14 protein-coding genes are annotated in these 15,058 nt (G+C 72.7%); 7 read left to right on the top strand and 7 right to left on the bottom strand.

The genetic code is table 11. The features are described 5' to 3' along the window. Positions 1 to 67: 67 nt before the first annotated feature. The 3 genes from O2W15_RS19795 (at position 68) to O2W15_RS19805 (ending at position 4,348) form a co-directional block, all read left to right on the top strand. A complete protein-coding gene (locus O2W15_RS19795; RefSeq protein WP_269180639.1) occupies positions 68 to 2,614 on the top strand; it encodes a beta-glucosidase family protein in 2,547 nt (848 codons plus the stop codon). An 80-nt stretch (positions 2,615 to 2,694) separates the two neighbouring features. Continuing rightward, a complete protein-coding gene (locus tag O2W15_RS19800; protein WP_269180640.1) occupies positions 2,695 to 3,975 on the top strand; it encodes an MFS transporter in 1,281 nt (426 codons plus the stop codon). Positions 3,976 to 4,153: 178 nt separating this feature from the next. Then, positions 4,154 to 4,348: a DUF3046 domain-containing protein gene (locus tag O2W15_RS19805; protein ID WP_036334075.1), complete on the top strand. Its 195-nt coding sequence runs from the start codon at positions 4,154 to 4,156 to the stop codon at positions 4,346 to 4,348. Between the two features lie 44 nt (positions 4,349 to 4,392). Here O2W15_RS19805 and O2W15_RS19810 read toward each other — a convergent pair whose 3' ends face one another. Beyond that, positions 4,393 to 5,250, bottom strand: coding sequence for an NAD(P)H-binding protein (locus tag O2W15_RS19810; protein ID WP_269180641.1), 858 nt, complete (start codon positions 5,248 to 5,250; stop codon positions 4,393 to 4,395). A gap of 80 nt (positions 5,251 to 5,330) precedes the next feature. Between O2W15_RS19810 and O2W15_RS19815 the strand changes: the two genes are divergently transcribed. The 3 genes from O2W15_RS19815 to O2W15_RS19825 all read left to right on the top strand — a co-directional run bounded on the left by O2W15_RS19815 (position 5,331) and on the right by O2W15_RS19825 (position 7,982). After that, on the top strand, positions 5,331 to 5,741 hold the full coding sequence (locus O2W15_RS19815) for a winged helix-turn-helix transcriptional regulator (RefSeq protein WP_269163556.1): 411 nt from the start codon (positions 5,331 to 5,333) through the stop codon (positions 5,739 to 5,741). Positions 5,742 to 5,946: 205 nt separating this feature from the next. Beyond that, entirely contained in the window at positions 5,947 to 6,981 is a 1,035-nt protein-coding gene (recA, locus tag O2W15_RS19820; RefSeq protein WP_269163557.1) for a recombinase RecA, read from the top strand. 251 nt (positions 6,982 to 7,232) lie between these two features. Then, the gene (locus O2W15_RS19825) at positions 7,233 to 7,982 is read left to right on the top strand and encodes a regulatory protein RecX (protein WP_269180642.1); all 750 of its coding nucleotides are present in this window, start codon (positions 7,233 to 7,235) and stop codon (positions 7,980 to 7,982) included. Positions 7,983 to 8,155: 173 nt separating this feature from the next. Here O2W15_RS19825 and O2W15_RS19830 read toward each other — a convergent pair whose 3' ends face one another. The 5 genes from O2W15_RS19830 to O2W15_RS19850 all read right to left on the bottom strand — a co-directional run bounded on the left by O2W15_RS19830 (position 8,156) and on the right by O2W15_RS19850 (position 12,092). Beyond that, positions 8,156 to 8,566: a hypothetical protein gene (locus O2W15_RS19830; RefSeq protein ID WP_269180643.1), complete on the bottom strand. Its 411-nt coding sequence runs from the start codon at positions 8,564 to 8,566 to the stop codon at positions 8,156 to 8,158. A gap of 276 nt (positions 8,567 to 8,842) precedes the next feature. Continuing rightward, positions 8,843 to 9,724: an amino acid ABC transporter permease gene (locus O2W15_RS19835; protein ID WP_269163561.1), complete on the bottom strand. Its 882-nt coding sequence runs from the start codon at positions 9,722 to 9,724 to the stop codon at positions 8,843 to 8,845. After that, a complete protein-coding gene (locus O2W15_RS19840; protein WP_036334129.1) occupies positions 9,721 to 10,368 on the bottom strand; it encodes an amino acid ABC transporter permease in 648 nt (215 codons plus the stop codon). The genes O2W15_RS19835 and O2W15_RS19840 overlap by 4 nt, the downstream gene beginning before the upstream one ends. Positions 10,369 to 10,452: 84 nt before the next feature. After that, on the bottom strand, positions 10,453 to 11,343 hold the full coding sequence (locus O2W15_RS19845) for a glutamate ABC transporter substrate-binding protein (protein ID WP_269180644.1): 891 nt from the start codon (positions 11,341 to 11,343) through the stop codon (positions 10,453 to 10,455). Positions 11,344 to 11,372: 29 nt separating this feature from the next. Next, positions 11,373 to 12,092 (bottom strand): amino acid ABC transporter ATP-binding protein, encoded by a 720-nt coding sequence (locus O2W15_RS19850; protein WP_269163563.1) that lies wholly within the window; start codon positions 12,090 to 12,092, stop codon positions 11,373 to 11,375. A gap of 205 nt (positions 12,093 to 12,297) precedes the next feature. Between O2W15_RS19850 and miaB the strand changes: the two genes are divergently transcribed. Then, entirely contained in the window at positions 12,298 to 13,761 is a 1,464-nt protein-coding gene (gene miaB, locus O2W15_RS19855) for a tRNA (N6-isopentenyl adenosine(37)-C2)-methylthiotransferase MiaB (protein WP_269180645.1), read from the top strand. Between the two features lie 113 nt (positions 13,762 to 13,874). Here miaB and O2W15_RS19860 read toward each other — a convergent pair whose 3' ends face one another. Then, positions 13,875 to 15,017, bottom strand: coding sequence for a glutathione-independent formaldehyde dehydrogenase (locus O2W15_RS19860; RefSeq protein WP_269180646.1), 1,143 nt, complete (start codon positions 15,015 to 15,017; stop codon positions 13,875 to 13,877). Between the last annotated feature and the right edge of the window lie 41 nt (positions 15,018 to 15,058).

Here is a 15,058-nt window from a genome sequence, read left to right on the forward strand (position 1 = left end):
GGTCCCTAGGTTCGGCCCCGTCTCGGGGGACATCGGGGTCACCCCGGGCGCGACACAGGAGTCGCACATGAGACCGCACCGCACTCGACGCTTGCGTGCCGGCGTCGCCCTCGTCGCCGCGGCGGCGGTCGTCACCGGCGGGGCCACCCCGGCGCTCGCCTCGCCGGGCACCGACCGGCACGCCGACGGCAACGGACACCGCAACGGCAACGGGCACGGCCACGATCGTGGCCACCACGACCGGATCGCGCGGCAGGTGGCCGCCCTGGTGGCCCAGCTGACCGTCCCGGAGAAGTTCGGGCTGCTCGGGGGGACCACCGGCAGCAACGGTGCCGCCGGCGCCCTGGGCGGGGTCCCGCGACTGGGCATCCCGACCCTCGACATGGCCGACGGGCCCTCGGGCGTCCGCGCCGCGGAGCCGGCCACCGCGCTGCCGGCCCCGGTCGCGCTTGGGGCGACGTTCTCCCCGGAGCTGGCCGCCGCGTACGGCGGGGTGCTCGGTCAGGAGGCCGATGCGCTGGGCATGGAGGTGCTGCTCGGCCCGATGATGAACCTGGTCCGCACCCCCTACGCCGGCCGGAACTTCGAGACGCTGAGCGAGGACCCGCTCCTCACCGCCTCCCTCGCGGCCCCGCAGGTCTCCGGCATCCAGGACCACGGCGTCATCGCCACGGCCAAGCACTTCGCGGCGAACAACCAGGAACTGGGCCGCGCCGGCCTGGACGTCCTGGTCGACGAGAAGACCCTGCACGAGACGGAGCTGGCCGGCTTCGAGGCGGTCGTCGACGCCGGGATCGGCGCGGTCATGTGCGCCTACAACCAGGTCGAGTCCGTCCAGGCGTGCCAGAACTCCGAGCTCCTCACCGACGTGCTGCGCGAGCAGTGGGGCTTCGACGGCTTCGTCATGACCGACTGGTTCGCCATCCACGGGCCCGAGGCCCTGGTGGCCGGGCTGGACGTGGAGATGCCCCGGCCGATGGCCTTCCCCGAGCTGGCCCAGGACGTCGACGGCGACGGGCGGGTGACCGAGCGCGACCTGTCCGAGCCGGTCGCGGCCGCGCTGGACCGGGCGGTCACCGGCGTGCTGACCGCGATGGCCGAGGTCGGGCTGCTCGACGGCGTGGGGGAGGACCCCGAGCGTGCGGTCGAGGAGAACGCCGCGGTGGCCCGGCAGGTGGCGACGGAGGGCGCCGTCCTGCTGCGCAACGAGCAGGGCGCGCTCCCGTTGTCCGACGAGGCGCTGGGCGGTCTCGCGGTGGTCGGGCCCACGGCGGCCACCCCGTTGATCGGCGGCGGTGGCAGCGCCCGGGTCAACCCCGATGCCGGCGCGGTCGACAGCACCGTCGAGGTGCTCGAGGCCGGCGGCGCCAACGTCACCTGGGCGACCGGTGAGGACCTGGAGGGCGAGCTGGTGCCCGGCGCGGTGCTGGGCAGTGGCAGCCCGCTGGAACTCACCGGCGAGGCCGCTCTCACCGGGGAGTTCAGCGAGGACGTCACCGTCACCGCCCCCGAGGCCGGCACGTACACGTTCCACCTGCAGACCACCGGGCCGGGCGCCGAGGTGACCCTGGGCGAGGAGCAGGTGGCCTCCACCCAGAACCGGTTCGGTGCGCTGGGCGGCAGCCTCATCCCCACCGCTGACGGCTTCATCAACGACAGCTGGACCGTCGAGCTGGCGGCCGGCGAGCAGGTCGCCTTCACAGTGAGCGGCACCGGGACGGTCGAGGCGCCGGTGCAGCTCCGCCTGCACTGGACGACCCCGCAGCTGCGTCAGCAGCGGATCGACGAGGCCGTCTCCGCGGCGGAGGCGGCGCACACCGCGGTGGTCTTCGGCTACAACGAGGGCACCGAGGGGGAGGACCGGGCGTCGCTGGCGCTGCCCGGGTTCCAGGACGAGGTCATCGCCGCCGTGGCGGCGGCGAACCCGCGCACGGTGGTCGTGCTGAACACCGGCGACCCGGTGCTCATGCCGTGGCTGGACGACGTCTCGGCGGTGCTGCAGATGTGGTACCCGGGTCAGGAGGGCGCCGAGGCGACCGTCGACCTGCTCACCGGTGTGGCCGGTCCGGCCGGCAAGCTCCCGCAGACGTACCCGGCCGACCCGGCCCGGACGCCGGTCAGCGACCCGGCGAACTACCCGGGCGTCGACCTCGACGGGGACGGGGTGCCCGACCAGCAGACCTACACCGAGGGCACGGACGTCGGGTACCGCTGGTACGCCGCCACCGGGACCGACCCGTTGTTCGCCTTCGGGCACGGGCTGTCGTACACGTCGTTCGACTACTCCCGGCTGCGCACCCGCACCGGCCGGGACGGCGTGGAGGTGTCCTTCGTGCTCACCAACACCGGGTCGCGGACCGGCACCGAGGTGCCGCAGGTCTACCTGGGCGCCGGCACCGCGGCCGGCACGCCGACGCTCCAGCTGGCCGGCTTCGACCGGGTGACGCTGGAGCCGGGCGAGCGGCAGCGGGTGACGATCGAGGTCGACGAACGCCAGCTCTCGGTGTGGGACGCCGAGGACGACCGGTGGGAGCGCGCCTGCGGCGTTCGTCCGGTGCTCGTCGGCTCGGCCTCGGACGACGTGCGCCTGACGGACTCGGTGCGCGTCCGCTGAGCCGATCGGCCCGCCGGTGACCCCACACCGGCGGGCCGTCGACCGGTCGATCAGCGGCGACGGTCGGGCACACTCACCCGGTGACCCGACCGTCGCTGTCCCTCCCCGACCAGGCCGTCGTCCAGCGCCGCACGCTGGGGGTGCTCTCGGCGGGGGTGGCCCTCGGCGGGCTCGGCGTGACGATCGGCATCACGGTCGGGGGGCTGCTCGCCCGGGACGTCGCCGGGAGCGACGCCGCCGCCGGGCTGGGGCAGACGGCGAGCGTCCTGGGTGCTGCGCTGATCGCCGTCCCGCTGGCCCAGGTCAGCGACCGGTACGGCCGGCGCGTCGGGCTGTCCCTGGGCTACGGGGTCGCGGGCGTCGGCTCCCTGGTCGTCGTCGCGGCCGCGGCGTGGTCCTCCCTGCTCCTCCTGCTCGTCGGCCTCTTCCTGTTCGGGGCCGCCACCACCAGCGGGCTGCAGGCCCGCTACGCCGCGGCCGACCTGGCTGAGCCGGAACACCGTGGCCGCTCGCTGTCCCTGGTCGTGTGGGCCACCACGATCGGCTCGGTGCTCGGGCCGAACCTCGCCGGCCCGGCCGACGACCTGGGACGCGCGCTCGGGCTGCCGGCGCTGGGTGGGGCGTTCGTGCTGTCCATCGCGGTGTTCGCGGTCGTCGTCCTCGGGGTGCTCGCGCTGCTCCGCCCCGACCCGCTGCTGCTGGCCCGGGAGCTCACCGCAGCCACCCGCCCGGCCGGGCCGCCGGCCCTGCGGTCGGGTTCGGCAGCGGCGCTGCGCGCGGTGTGGGCGACCCCCGGTGGGCGGCTCGGGCTGACCGCCGTCGTCGTTTCGCACGCGGTGATGGTCGGGCTGATGGTGATGACCCCGGTGCACATGGGCGCCGGACACTCCGGGGCCGACGGGACGACGCTGCGGGTGATCGGCCTGGTCATCAGCGTGCACGTGGCCGGGATGTACCTGTTCTCCCCGGTGGTCGGCTGGCTCGCCGACCGAGCCGGGCGGGCGGCGACGGTCGCGCTGGGTGGGGTGCTGCTCCTGCTGGCCGCCGTGGTCGCGGGCACGGCGCCCCCGGGGGCCGCCCTCCAGCTCGGCGTCGGGTTGTTCCTGCTCGGGCTGGGCTGGTCCTGCGGGCTGGTGGCCGGGTCGACCCTGGTCACCGAGTCCGTGTCCGCCGAGGTCCGCCCGTCGGCGCAGGGCGCGACCGACCTGCTCATGGGCCTGGGGGCAGCCGTGGCCGGCGCGGTGGGTGGCCCGTTGCTCGCGCTCGGCGGCTTCGGACTGGTGGCGGCGGTGTCCGCAGCGCTCATCGGCCCGCTGCTGGTGGTCTGGGTGCGGGCCCGCCCTCGGCTCAGCGCCGGTTGAGGTAGTCGCGGCCCAGCAGGACCAGGAGCGCGACCAAGGCGCCGACGATGGCGATCTGCAGGATCACGTCCCAGGTGGGGGAGCCGGTGCTGGGGACCATGCGACGAGGGTAGAGGCCACGGCCCGGGGCCGGTGGTGCCCGGCGCACGGGCTCCCGGCGGGTGGGTACCGTCGTGGCGTGCGGCTGCAGGAGTTCCGGTCCCGGATGGAGCGCCAGTTCGGTGCGATCCGTGCGCAGAGCGTCGCCAGCGACCACGTCTTCGGTCCGCTGGGCGGGCGCACCGCCGCTGAGGCGATCGAGGCGGGCGTGCCGGTGCGCACGGTCTGGCTGGAGATCTGCAAGGAGTACGACGTCCCGCCGAAGGAACGCTGAGCCGTCCCGTCGGAGGGAGGTGGGGCCTCCGGCGGGACGAGCCCTCAGTCCGCGAGGACCGAGCGGACGTGCTCGGCGAGCGAGGTGGTCGGCCGGCCGATGAGCGCCGACAGTGCGGTGCTCCCGGTCTCCAGGGCGCCCTGGGCGATCGACTGGTCGAGGTCGACGACGAACTCGGCGGTCTCCTGCGACAGACCCTGCCCGAGCAGGAACTGCACGTGCTCCTCGGCGGACAGGTCGCGGTAGGTGACCTCCCGGCCCGTCTCGGCGGCGACGGCGTCGGCCAGGTCGGCGAGCGTGAACGGCTGGTCCCCGCCCAGCTCCACGACGCCCGGCTCCGGCTCCGCCGCGGTCAGGACGGCGACCGCGCCGGCTGCGAAGTCGGCGCGCGTCGCCGCGGCGATCCGACCCGCCCCCGAGCTGCCGACGACCTCGCCGGTCGCAGCGGCCGTCGTGATCGGCTGGTCGTAGTTCTCCAGGTACCAGTTGTTGCGCAACACCACCGCCGGGAGCCCGGCCTCGGCGATCAGCTGCTCGGTGGCGGCGTGCTCGGGGGCCAGGGGGAGCGGGGTGTCGTCGACCTTCGGCGCGCTGGTGTAGACCACCAGCGCGACGCCCGCGGCCCGGGCCGCCTGCAGCACGTTGCCGTGCTGGGTCACCCGCTGGCCCACCTCGCTGCCGGAGACCAGCAGCAGCCGGTCGGTGCCCTGCAGGGCGGTCTGCAGGCTCGCCGGGTCGCCGTACTCGGCCTGGCGGACCTGCACGCCACGGGCGGCCAGGTCGCTGGCCTTCCCGGGGGTGCGGACGACGGCGACGACCTCGCCGGCGGGCACCCCGGCGTCGAGCAGTCCGGTGACGACGAGCCGGCCGAGGTGGCCGCTGGCTCCGGTGACGGTGATCAAGGGGACTCCTCCGAGTGCTTCCTGCGCGGTAGGCACTTACGAAAAGTGAGTGCCAGCCCGTCGGACGGTACTCTGGCGGCGTGCGCGAGGTGGCTGGGGGTGCGGTGGAGCAGACGGTCGAGCAGCTGGTGGCCGACGTCTTTCGGCGCGCCTGCACCTCCCGCGAGGCGCTGGAGCACGTGACCGGCAAGTGGTCGTTGCTGGCACTGTCGGCCCTGGCCGAGTCCCCGCACCGGTTCGGCGAGCTGCGCCGCCGGGTCGAGGGGGTGAGCGAGCGGATGCTGGCGCAGAGCCTGCAGACCCTCGAGCGGGACGGCTGGGTGCACCGCGAGGTGCGGTCGACGATCCCCCCGCACGTGGAGTACCGGCTGACCGAGGACGGCGTCGCCCTCGTGCCCCACCTGCTGGCGGTCATCTCCTTCGTCGAGGGGCGGATGCCGGCCGTGCACGCGGCCCGGGCCCTCGCCGACGAGGTCCGTCCGCCGCGCTGACCGGGCTGTCCCGGTGGACGCCGAGGGTGCTGGACGGCACGACGCGCCGATCTGGCGTGTCACTGGATTCGAACAGGTGTTCGGCCTACGGTGGCGTCCACAGGTCCGGTGTCCGTCCACAGATGCACCCGGTCCGCGGAAAGTGTCAGACCCCCGCCCTAGCGTCGGCGACGACCCGCTACAGCGACATCCGAAGGTGGCCACCATGGCAACGCTCGACCGCGACAAGGCCCTCGACATGGCCCTCGCCCAGATCGACAAGCAGTTCGGCAAGGGCTCCGTCATGCGCCTGGGCGACTCGCCCGAGGTCGCCATGAAGGTCATCCCGACCGGCTCGATCGCCCTCGACATCGCCCTCGGCGTCGGTGGCCTGCCCCGTGGCCGTGTGGTCGAGGTGTACGGCCCCGAGGCGTCCGGCAAGACGACGGTCGCCCTGCACGCGGTGGCCAACGCCCAGGCGGCGGGCGGCATCGTCGCCTTCATCGATGCCGAGCACGCCCTCGACCCCGACTACGCCCGGGCGATCGGCGTCGACACCGACGCACTGCTGATCAGCCAGCCCGACACCGGTGAGCAGGCGCTGGAGATCGCCGACATGCTGATCCGCTCCGGCGCGCTCGACCTGATCGTCGTCGACTCGGTGGCGGCGCTGGTGCCCCGGGCCGAGATCGAGGGCGAGATGGGCGACAGCCACGTCGGCCTGCAGGCCCGGCTGATGAGCCAGGCGCTGCGCAAGATCACCGGCGCGCTCAGCAACTCCGGCACCACCTGCATCTTCATCAACCAGCTGCGGGAGAAGGTCGGCGTCGTCTACGGCTCGCCCGAGGTGACCACCGGTGGCCGTGCGCTGAAGTTCTACGCCTCGGTCCGTCTCGACATCCGCCGGATCGAGACCCTGAAGCAGGGCACCGACGCGGTCGGCAGCCGGGTCCGCGTGAAGGTGGTCAAGAACAAGGTGGCGGCCCCCTTCAAGCAGGCCGAGCTCGACCTGATCTGGGGCACCGGCTTCAGCCGCGAGGGCGGGCTCATCGACATCGGTGTGGAGCAGGGCTTCGTCCGCAAGTCCGGCGCTTGGTACACCTACGAGGGCGACCAGCTCGGTCAGGGCAAGGAGAACGCCCGCACCTTCCTGCGGGACAACCCCGACCTCGCCGACGAGATCGAGAAGAAGATCAAGGAGAAGCTCGGCATCGGGGTCGTCGCCGTCGAGGCCCCGGCGGCCGCTCCGGCCGACTTCTGATCCCGCCGGTGTCGGACGCCCCGTTCGACGACGGGCCGGGCGGCGAGGGCTCCGGGGACGACGTCGTACCGGCCGGTGACAGAGGTCGCCGGTCCGGTCGGCGTCGGCCCGGGGCCGGCAGTGCCCGCCGCGGTCCCGACTCCTCCGATCCGACCGGGTCGGGCGGGCGCCGGGAGCGCAGCGGTCGCAGCTCGGGGCCCCAGTGGAGTCGCCGTTCGGCTGACCCGGAAGAGTCCGGTGACCCGGCCGAGATGGAGGACCCCGAGGCGGTCGCCCGGGGGATCTGTCTGCGGGCGCTGACCGGCACGCCGAAGACCCGCAAGCAACTGGCCGACCTGCTGGCCAAGAAGGACGTGCCCGACGAGGCCGCGGCCGCGGTGCTCGACCGGTTCACCGAGGTCGGCCTCATCGACGACGCCGCCTTCGCAGCCGCCTGGGTCTCCACCCGGCAGTCCGGTCGTGGGCTGGCCCGGCGGGCACTCAGCGCCGAGCTGCGGGCCAAGGGGGTCGACGGGGAGGTGGCCGCGGCTGCCGTCGCGGAGGTCGACCCGCAGGACGAGTGGGACTCCGCCCGGCGGCTGGTCGAGCGGAAGCTCCCCTCGATGCGCCGGCTCGACCGGGTCACCGCGGAGCGGCGTCTGATCGGCATGCTCGCCCGCAAGGGCTACGGCGGCGGGCTGGCCGGCTACGTGGTGCGCGAGGCCCTCGACGGCCGCGACGACGACGAGCTGTCCGACGGCCCGGCCGGTACAGCGGCGTCAGCGCCCGCTGGGCCGGGAGACCGGTCCGAGTTCATCGAGGCGTCCAGTGACCCGGACCCGGACCTCGCCGCACCGGTGCCGTGGTCACGCGAGCGCTCGGCGGCCCGTGCTGCTGCCCGCGCTCGCGCCGCCGGTGGCGAGGAAGCGGACATGGGCGGCGAGGTGGGGGAGGGGCTGGCCCGGCCGATCGGCCGGTTGCGACCGCCACCCGGCTCCGTGCCGGTCGACGATCTGCCCTGAGGGGCTGGGCGGGGCGTCCACCCGCCCGCTCTCCCGAACGCAGATCAGCCGATGCGAGGAGCCTCGCATCGGCTGATCTGCGTTCTTCGACCCTCGGTCCCGCCGGGGCCGGGGTGGACCGGCCGGCGACCCGCGTGCAGGGCAGCCGGACGATCAGTGGCCCGGGCGGCCGCTCAGCGGTTCAACCAGGCGGAGATGTCGATGGCCACGCCGTCGGCGGCCTCCTCGTCCGGCATCAGCCAACGCCGGCTGCGCTCCTGCCCGGCCCGCAGCCACAGCTCGATCGCGGTGTCGAACTGGGACATGGTGACCTCCTTGCCCGCCACCGAGCTGGACGGCCCCAGGAAGGTCACGTCGGACTCCTGGCCACCGGCGTACAGCAGCACCACCCGGCAGCGAGAGCGACGGTGCCGGGCCGGTGGCACGGCCTCTCGGACGATCGCCGAGTCCGCTCCGGAGGCGGCGGCGAACCGGCGTGCGCTGGCACGCAGCTTGCTCACGAAGATCTGGGTGGTGGTGGCCAGGTCGTCGTCCTCGTCGAGGTCCAGGTGCATGTGGCGCGGAGCGGCGGCAGTCGAGGTCACACCCCCACTCTCGGCAGTGAGCGACGGCACCGTCACCGGCTGAAAGTGCCAAGACGCGCCCCGGACTCCGGCAGTCGGCCAGCCAGCCGGGGGCGATGGGTCGGATGTGACGGCTTGGGGCGGGCGGGGTCTCGCCCGCCCCACAGGACCGAGGTCCCGGGCACACGCGGACCGGCTGCAGCGGGTGCCCTCAGCACTCGGCCCCGGCGTCCAGGGTGGACGCCGGGGCCGAGTGCGGACCATCGGGCTGCGCGGTCACTCGTCGTGCCGCCTCGGTCAGGTCGCGCCGCCTCCGCCGCCCATCTGGTCGGCGGGCGCAGCGGTCACCGCCTTGCGGCCGGCGCGGTTGGTACGGCGCTCGGTGTACCGGGCCAGCATGGAGAGGAGCACGTTGATCAGGATGTAGATCAGCCCGGCCGCCACGTAGAGCTGGAAGGTGTACCGGTCGCCGAAGAGGGAGTTGAAGTACTCGACGAGCCCACGCGCCTGCCGGAGCAGCTCCAGGTAGCTGATGATGAAGCCCAGCGACGTGTCCTTCAGCAGCACCACGAGCTGGGCGACCAGCACGGGGAGCATCCGCCGGGTCGCCTGCGGCAAGAGGATCAGGGTCATGACCTGCGACTTGCGCAGCCCGAGGCCGAACCCGGCCTCGCGCTGGCCCCTGTCGATGGACAGGATGCCGGCCCGGAAGATCTCGGCCAGCACGGCCATGTTGTAGAGGACGAGGCCGCCGGTCAGTGCGGTGAACGTGCTCAGCCGCACGCCGTACTTCGGGAGGACGAAGTACAGCGCGAAGATCACGACCAGCAGCGGGATCGCGCGGAAGAACTCGATGACCGCGGACACCGGGACGCGGATGAAGCGGTGGTCGGACAACCGCCCCACCGCCAGCAGCAGCCCCAGCAGCGTGGCGAGGACCATGGCGACCGCCGCGACCTGCAGGGTGCGCAGCAGGGCGCGGCCCAGCGCTTGCGGGACCCCGCTGGAGGGGTCGAACAGGATCGCCCAGCGCTCGGGCTCCAGCTGGCCGTTCCCACCCAGCCGGAGCAGGACGAAGCCGATGATCGCGAGGACGAGCACTGCGCCGATCGCGGTGCCGACCCGTGCGCGGGCGCGGGCGCGGGGCCCCTGGACGTCGAAGAGCACTGGTGTGGTCATCGGAGGATCGCCACCCGTCGTTCGATGCGGTGCACGGCCAGCGCCGACGGCAGCGTGATCAGCATGTAGCCCACCACGACCCCGACGAGGATGGCAGTCAGGTCACCGGCGCTGGCGTTCACGAGCCGTGGGAGCAGGGAGCTCAGTTCGCTCACCGAGAAGCCGGCCGCGATCGAGGTGTTCTTCACCATCGCGATCAGCACGTTGCCCAACGGCGGGACGACGGTGCGGAACGCCTGCGGGAGGACCACCTCGCGCAGTGACTGACCGAAGGTCAGGCCCAGGGCGCGGGCCGCCTCGGCCTGGCCGGGCGAGACGGAGTTGATCCCCGAGCGCAGCGCCTCGCAGACGAAGGCAGCGGTGTAGAGCCCGACCGAGAGCACCGCGCCCGTGAAGAAGTCGATCACGAAGTCGATCTGCGGCAGCCCGAAGATCATGAAGAAGAAGACCACCGTGAGCGGGGTGTTGCGGAAGGTCTCCACGTAGAACGTGGCCAGCCCGCGCAGCGGAGCGATCGGGCTGACCCGCATCGCGGCCAGCACCGTGCCGAGGACCAGGGCCACCAGGCAGGCGAGCAAGGACAGGCTCAGCGTCGTGAGGAAGGCGTCCCAGAACAGGTCGAAGTTGTCGATCAGGAACTGCACCACGCCTCCTCTCAGGGCGAGCGGCGGCGAGGCGCCGGCGAGCGGGGTCGACCCGCCGCCGGCGCCTCGCCGGGGTCAACAGGGTCAGTAGCGGTCGACCGAGGGCGGCTCGGGAGCGTCCGTGCCGGTGATGGCGCCGGCGGTGCGGTCCCAGGCCTCGGCCCACGAGCCGTCCTCGAAGGACGCCTCGAGGGTGTCGTTGATGAAGCTCCGGAACTCGTCGTCGCCCTTGGTGATGCCGATGCCGTAGGGCTCCTCGGTGAACGGGTTGCCCACCAGCTCGAACGCGTCGGGCGCGCCGGCGACCAGGCCGGTGAGGATGACGTTGTCGGTGGTGACCGCGTCGACCTGACCGTTGCGCAGCGCGTCGGCGCACTTGGAGTACACGTCGAACAGCGTCAGCGTCGCCTCGGGGTAGTTGGTGCGGATCTCCTCCGCGGGCGTCGAGCCCTCGACCGAGCAGACGTTCTGTCCGGCGAGGTCGTCCGGGCCCTCGATGCCGAGCGGGTTGCCGGCGGCGACCATGATGTCCTGGCCGGCCTCGTAGTACGGGCCGGCGAAGTCGATGAGCTCCTTGCGCGAGTCGTTGATCGTGTAGGTGGCCACGACCATGTCGACGTCCTCGTTCTGGATGAACGACTCGCGGTTGGCCGAGACCGTCTCCACCCACTCGATGTCGTCGGTGGCGATGCCCAGCTCGGCGGCGATCAGCTCGGCGATCTCGACGTCGAAGCCCTCAGGGACGCCGTCGGGCCCGGCCAGTCCGAACCCGGGCTGGTCGAACTTCGTGCCGACGGTGATCGTCCCGGACTCCGCGAGCTCGGCCATCGTCGTGCCCTCGTCGAAGGAGACGTCGTCGGCGACCTCGGCGTTGCCGCCGGCGGCGCCTTCGGTGGTCTCGCCGGCGTCGCTGGAGCAGCCGGCGAGGACGACGCCGGTGGCCGCGAGGGCGGCGGCGTAGCGGGTGATGCGCATGGAGGGTCCTCTCGTGGATGTGCGGGTGGTCAGTGGTTCAAGATCTTGGAGAGGAAGTCCTTGGCCCGGTCGGAGCTCGGGTTGGTGAAGAACTCCTCCGGCGTCGCGGACTCGACGATGCGGCCGCCGTCCATGAAGACGACACGGTTGGCCGCCCGGCGGGCGAAGCCCATCTCGTGGGTGACCACGATCATGGTCATCCCGTCCTGGGCGAGCCCGACCATCACCTCGAGGACCTCGTTGATCATCTCCGGGTCCAGGGCCGAGGTCGGCTCGTCGAAGAGCATCACCTTCGGGTCCATCGCCAGCGCCCGGGCGATCGCCACGCGCTGCTGCTGGCCGCCGGAGAGCTGAGCGGGCACCTTGTCGGCCTGGGCTCCGACGCCGACCCGGTCGAGCAGCTCGCGGGCCCGCTTCTCGGCGTCGGCCTTGGACTGCTTGCGGACCTTGATCGGCCCCAGCGTCACGTTCTCCAGCACCGACTTGTGCGCGAAGAGGTTGAAGCTCTGGAACACCATGCCGACGTCGGCGCGCAGCCGGGCCAGCTCCTTGCCCTCCTCGGGCAGGCGCTCGCCGTCGATGGTGATCTCACCGTTCTCGATGGACTCGAGGCGGTTGATCGTGCGGCACAGCGTCGACTTGCCCGAACCCGACGGTCCGATGACGACGACCACCTCGCCGCGGTCGACCGTCAGGTCGATGTCCTGCAGGACGTGCAGTTCGCCGAACCACTTGTCGACGCCGGACATGCGGACGAGAGGGTCTCCGGTCGGGCGTTCGGTCACAGCGGGTGACCCTAGGTGGCTTGCACCCCAGGAACGTCGCGAAGGCATCACGAAGCTGTAACGAAGCTCCGGAGGAGCCCGGAGTTCACCCGGTCGTGGTCCTGCCGGTCACCAACCGGAGTCGTCGACGTGCACCGGGTACCCCTCGCACCCCCGTACGATCCCGGTGGTGAACGGCAAGACCTACCTCGTGCGCACCTACGGCTGCCAGATGAACGTGCACGACTCCGAGCGCCTCTCCGGCCTGCTCGAGTCGGCCGGGTACTCGGCGGCCCCCGACGGCACCGACGCCGACGTCGTCGTGCTCAACACCTGCGCGGTCCGGGAGAACGCCGACAACCGGCTCTACGGCAACCTCGGGCACCTGCGCCCGGTCAAGGACGCCCACCCCGGCATGCAGATCGCCGTCGGTGGCTGCCTGGCGCAGAAGGACCGCGGCGAGATCGTCAAGCGCGCGCCCTGGGTCGACGTCGTCTTCGGCACCCACAACGTCGGCTCGCTGCCGGTGCTGCTGGAGCGGGCCCGGCACAACGCCGAGGCCCAGGTGGAGATCGTCGAGTCGCTGGAGGTCTTCCCCTCCACGCTGCCGGCCAAGCGGGACTCCGCGTACTCCGGCTGGGTGTCGATCAGCGTGGGGTGCAACAACACCTGCACGTTCTGCATCGTCCCGGCGCTGCGCGGCAAGGAGAAGGACCGCCGTCCGGGCGAGATCCTGGCCGAGGTGCAGGCGCTGGTCGACCAGGGCGTGCTCGAGGTGACCCTGCTCGGGCAGAACGTGAACGCCTACGGCGTCGAGTTCCGCGAGCGCGGCGCCTTCGCCGACCTGCTGCGCGCGACGGGGCGGATCGAGGGCCTCGAGCGGGTCCGTTTCACCAGTCCGCACCCGCGGGAGTTCACCGACGACGTCATCGCGGCGATGGCCGAGACGCCGGTGGTCTGCCACCAGCTGCACATGCCGCTGCAGAGCGGGTCGGACGACGTGCTGCGCCGGATGCGCCGCGGCTACCGGCAGGACCGCTACCTCGGGATCATCGACCGGGTGCGGGCTGCCATGCCCGACGCCGCGATCACCACGGACATCATCGTCGGGTTCCCGGGTGAGACCGAGGCGGACTTCTCCCAGACCCTCGACGTCGTCCGGCAGGCCCGCTTCTCCAGCGCCTTCACCTTCCAGTACTCCAAGCGGCCGGGCACCCCGGCCGCGGAGATGGACGGGCAGCTGCCCAAGGAGGTCGTCCAGGAGCGCTACCTGCGACTGACCGCCCTGCAGGAGGAGATCAGCTGGGCGGAGAACCGGGCGCTCGTCGGCCGGCCGGTCGAGCTGCTCGTCGCCGCAGGCGAGGGGAGCAAGGACGCCGCCCGCGGCCGGCTCTCCGGCCGGGCCCGTGACGGCCGGCTGGTCCACTTCACCGCCGCCGACGGCGTCCGGGCCGGGGACGTCGTGGAGACGGTCGTGACCGCCGCGAAGCCGCACTTCCTGGTCGCCGACGGTGCGCTGGTCTCCCACCGGCGCACCCGGGCCGGCGACGCGAGCGAGGCCGGCACCCGCCCGACCACGCCCGGCGTCACGCTCGGCATGCCCGGGATCGGCGTCCCGGCGCCGCTGCCGGCCGCGGTCCCCGCCTGCAGCTGACCTCACCGGGCCCCGGGAGGTCCCGGACGGACGAAGGACCGTTCCCCTGCACCGGGGGGCGGTGCAGGGGACGGTCTTCGATCAGGTCACCGGGTGGGACGTCCCGGTGGAGGTCAGCTGCCCGGGTGCAGCAGCACCTTGGTCCAGCCCTGGTCCCGGTCGTCGAAGCGCCGGTAGCCCTCCACGGCCTGGTCCAGGCCCAGCTCGTGGCTGGTGATCAGGCCCGGGTTGGCCTTGCCGTCGATGATCAGGTCCCGCAGCTGCCGGTTGTAGCGCTTGACCGGCGCCTGCCCGGTGCCCATCGACTGGCCCTTGGTGAAGAAGGTGCCGAACTGCCAGGGGATGCGCCCTTCCTTGGCCAGGTCGCTGGTCGCGCCCGGGTCCTGCGGCACGTAGACGCCGACGACGCCGATCCCGCCGGTGGAGCGGACCACCTGGACGAGGTTGTCCAGCACCAGCTCCGGGTGCTCCTCGCCACCGGAGTCGTGCGCCTGGTAGCCGACCGCCTCCACGCCGCGGTCGACCCCGCGCCCGCCGGTGGCCTGCATCAGCTGCTCCACCGGGTCACCGGCGCTGAAGTCGATCGGGGTGGCCCCGAACTTCTCCGCCAGTGCCAGCCGGTCGGTCTCCTTGTCCACGACGAAGACCTCGGAGGCGCCGCGGATCATGGCGCTGTGCGCGGCCATCAGCCCCACGGGGCCGCCGCCGAACACCGCCACCCGGTCGCCGACCTGGAAGCCGGACAGCTCCACGCCGTGCCAGCCGGTCGGGAAGATGTCCGAGAGCATCGTGAAGTCGTTCTCGTGCTCGGTGCCCTCGGGCAGGTGCAGCAGGTTGAAGTCCGCCCACGGCACCCGCAGGTACTCGGCCTGCCCGCCGTCGTAGGGACCCATGTTCGCGTAGCCGTACGCCGCTCCGTCCATCCCCTCGGTGGGGTTGGCGCGCAGGCAGAACGACGTCCAGCCGTCGGTGCAGTTGCGGCACGTGCCGCAGGCGATGTTGAAGGGGACCGACACCCGGTCGCCGACCTTGATCCGGTCGACGCCGTCGCCGACGGCCTCGACGACGCCCATGTTCTCGTGGCCGAGGACCTTGCCCTCCTCCACGGAGGTGCGGCCCTCGTACATGTGCAGGTCGGACCCGCAGATGTTGGTGGTGGTGATCCGGATGAGCGCGTCGGTGGGCGCCTGGATCGTGGCGTCCGGCACCTCCTCGACGGCGACGTTCTCGGGGCCTCGGTAGACGACTGCCTTCATGGCGGGCTCCTCTGTCTCGACAGTGGTGTGGATCCCAGACC

The sequence above is a fragment of the Modestobacter sp. VKM Ac-2979 genome (assembly GCF_026967995.1).
GTDB lineage: Bacteria > Actinomycetota > Actinomycetes > Mycobacteriales > Geodermatophilaceae > Modestobacter.

Coding starts and splice junctions, on each gene's coding strand:
- O2W15_RS19795 (WP_269180639.1), top strand. CDS start 68: ATGAGACCGCACCGCACTCGACGCTTGCGTGCCGGCGTCGCCCTCGTC.
- recA (WP_269163557.1), top strand. CDS start 5,947: ATGGCAACGCTCGACCGCGACAAGGCCCTCGACATGGCCCTCGCCCAG.
- O2W15_RS19825 (WP_269180642.1), top strand. CDS start 7,233: ATGGAGGACCCCGAGGCGGTCGCCCGGGGGATCTGTCTGCGGGCGCTG.
- O2W15_RS19835 (WP_269163561.1), bottom strand. CDS start 9,724: ATGACCACACCAGTGCTCTTCGACGTCCAGGGGCCCCGCGCCCGCGCC.
- O2W15_RS19845 (WP_269180644.1), bottom strand. CDS start 11,343: ATGCGCATCACCCGCTACGCCGCCGCCCTCGCGGCCACCGGCGTCGTC.
- O2W15_RS19850 (WP_269163563.1), bottom strand. CDS start 12,092: ATGTCCGGCGTCGACAAGTGGTTCGGCGAACTGCACGTCCTGCAGGAC.
- O2W15_RS19860 (WP_269180646.1), bottom strand. CDS start 15,017: ATGAAGGCAGTCGTCTACCGAGGCCCCGAGAACGTCGCCGTCGAGGAG.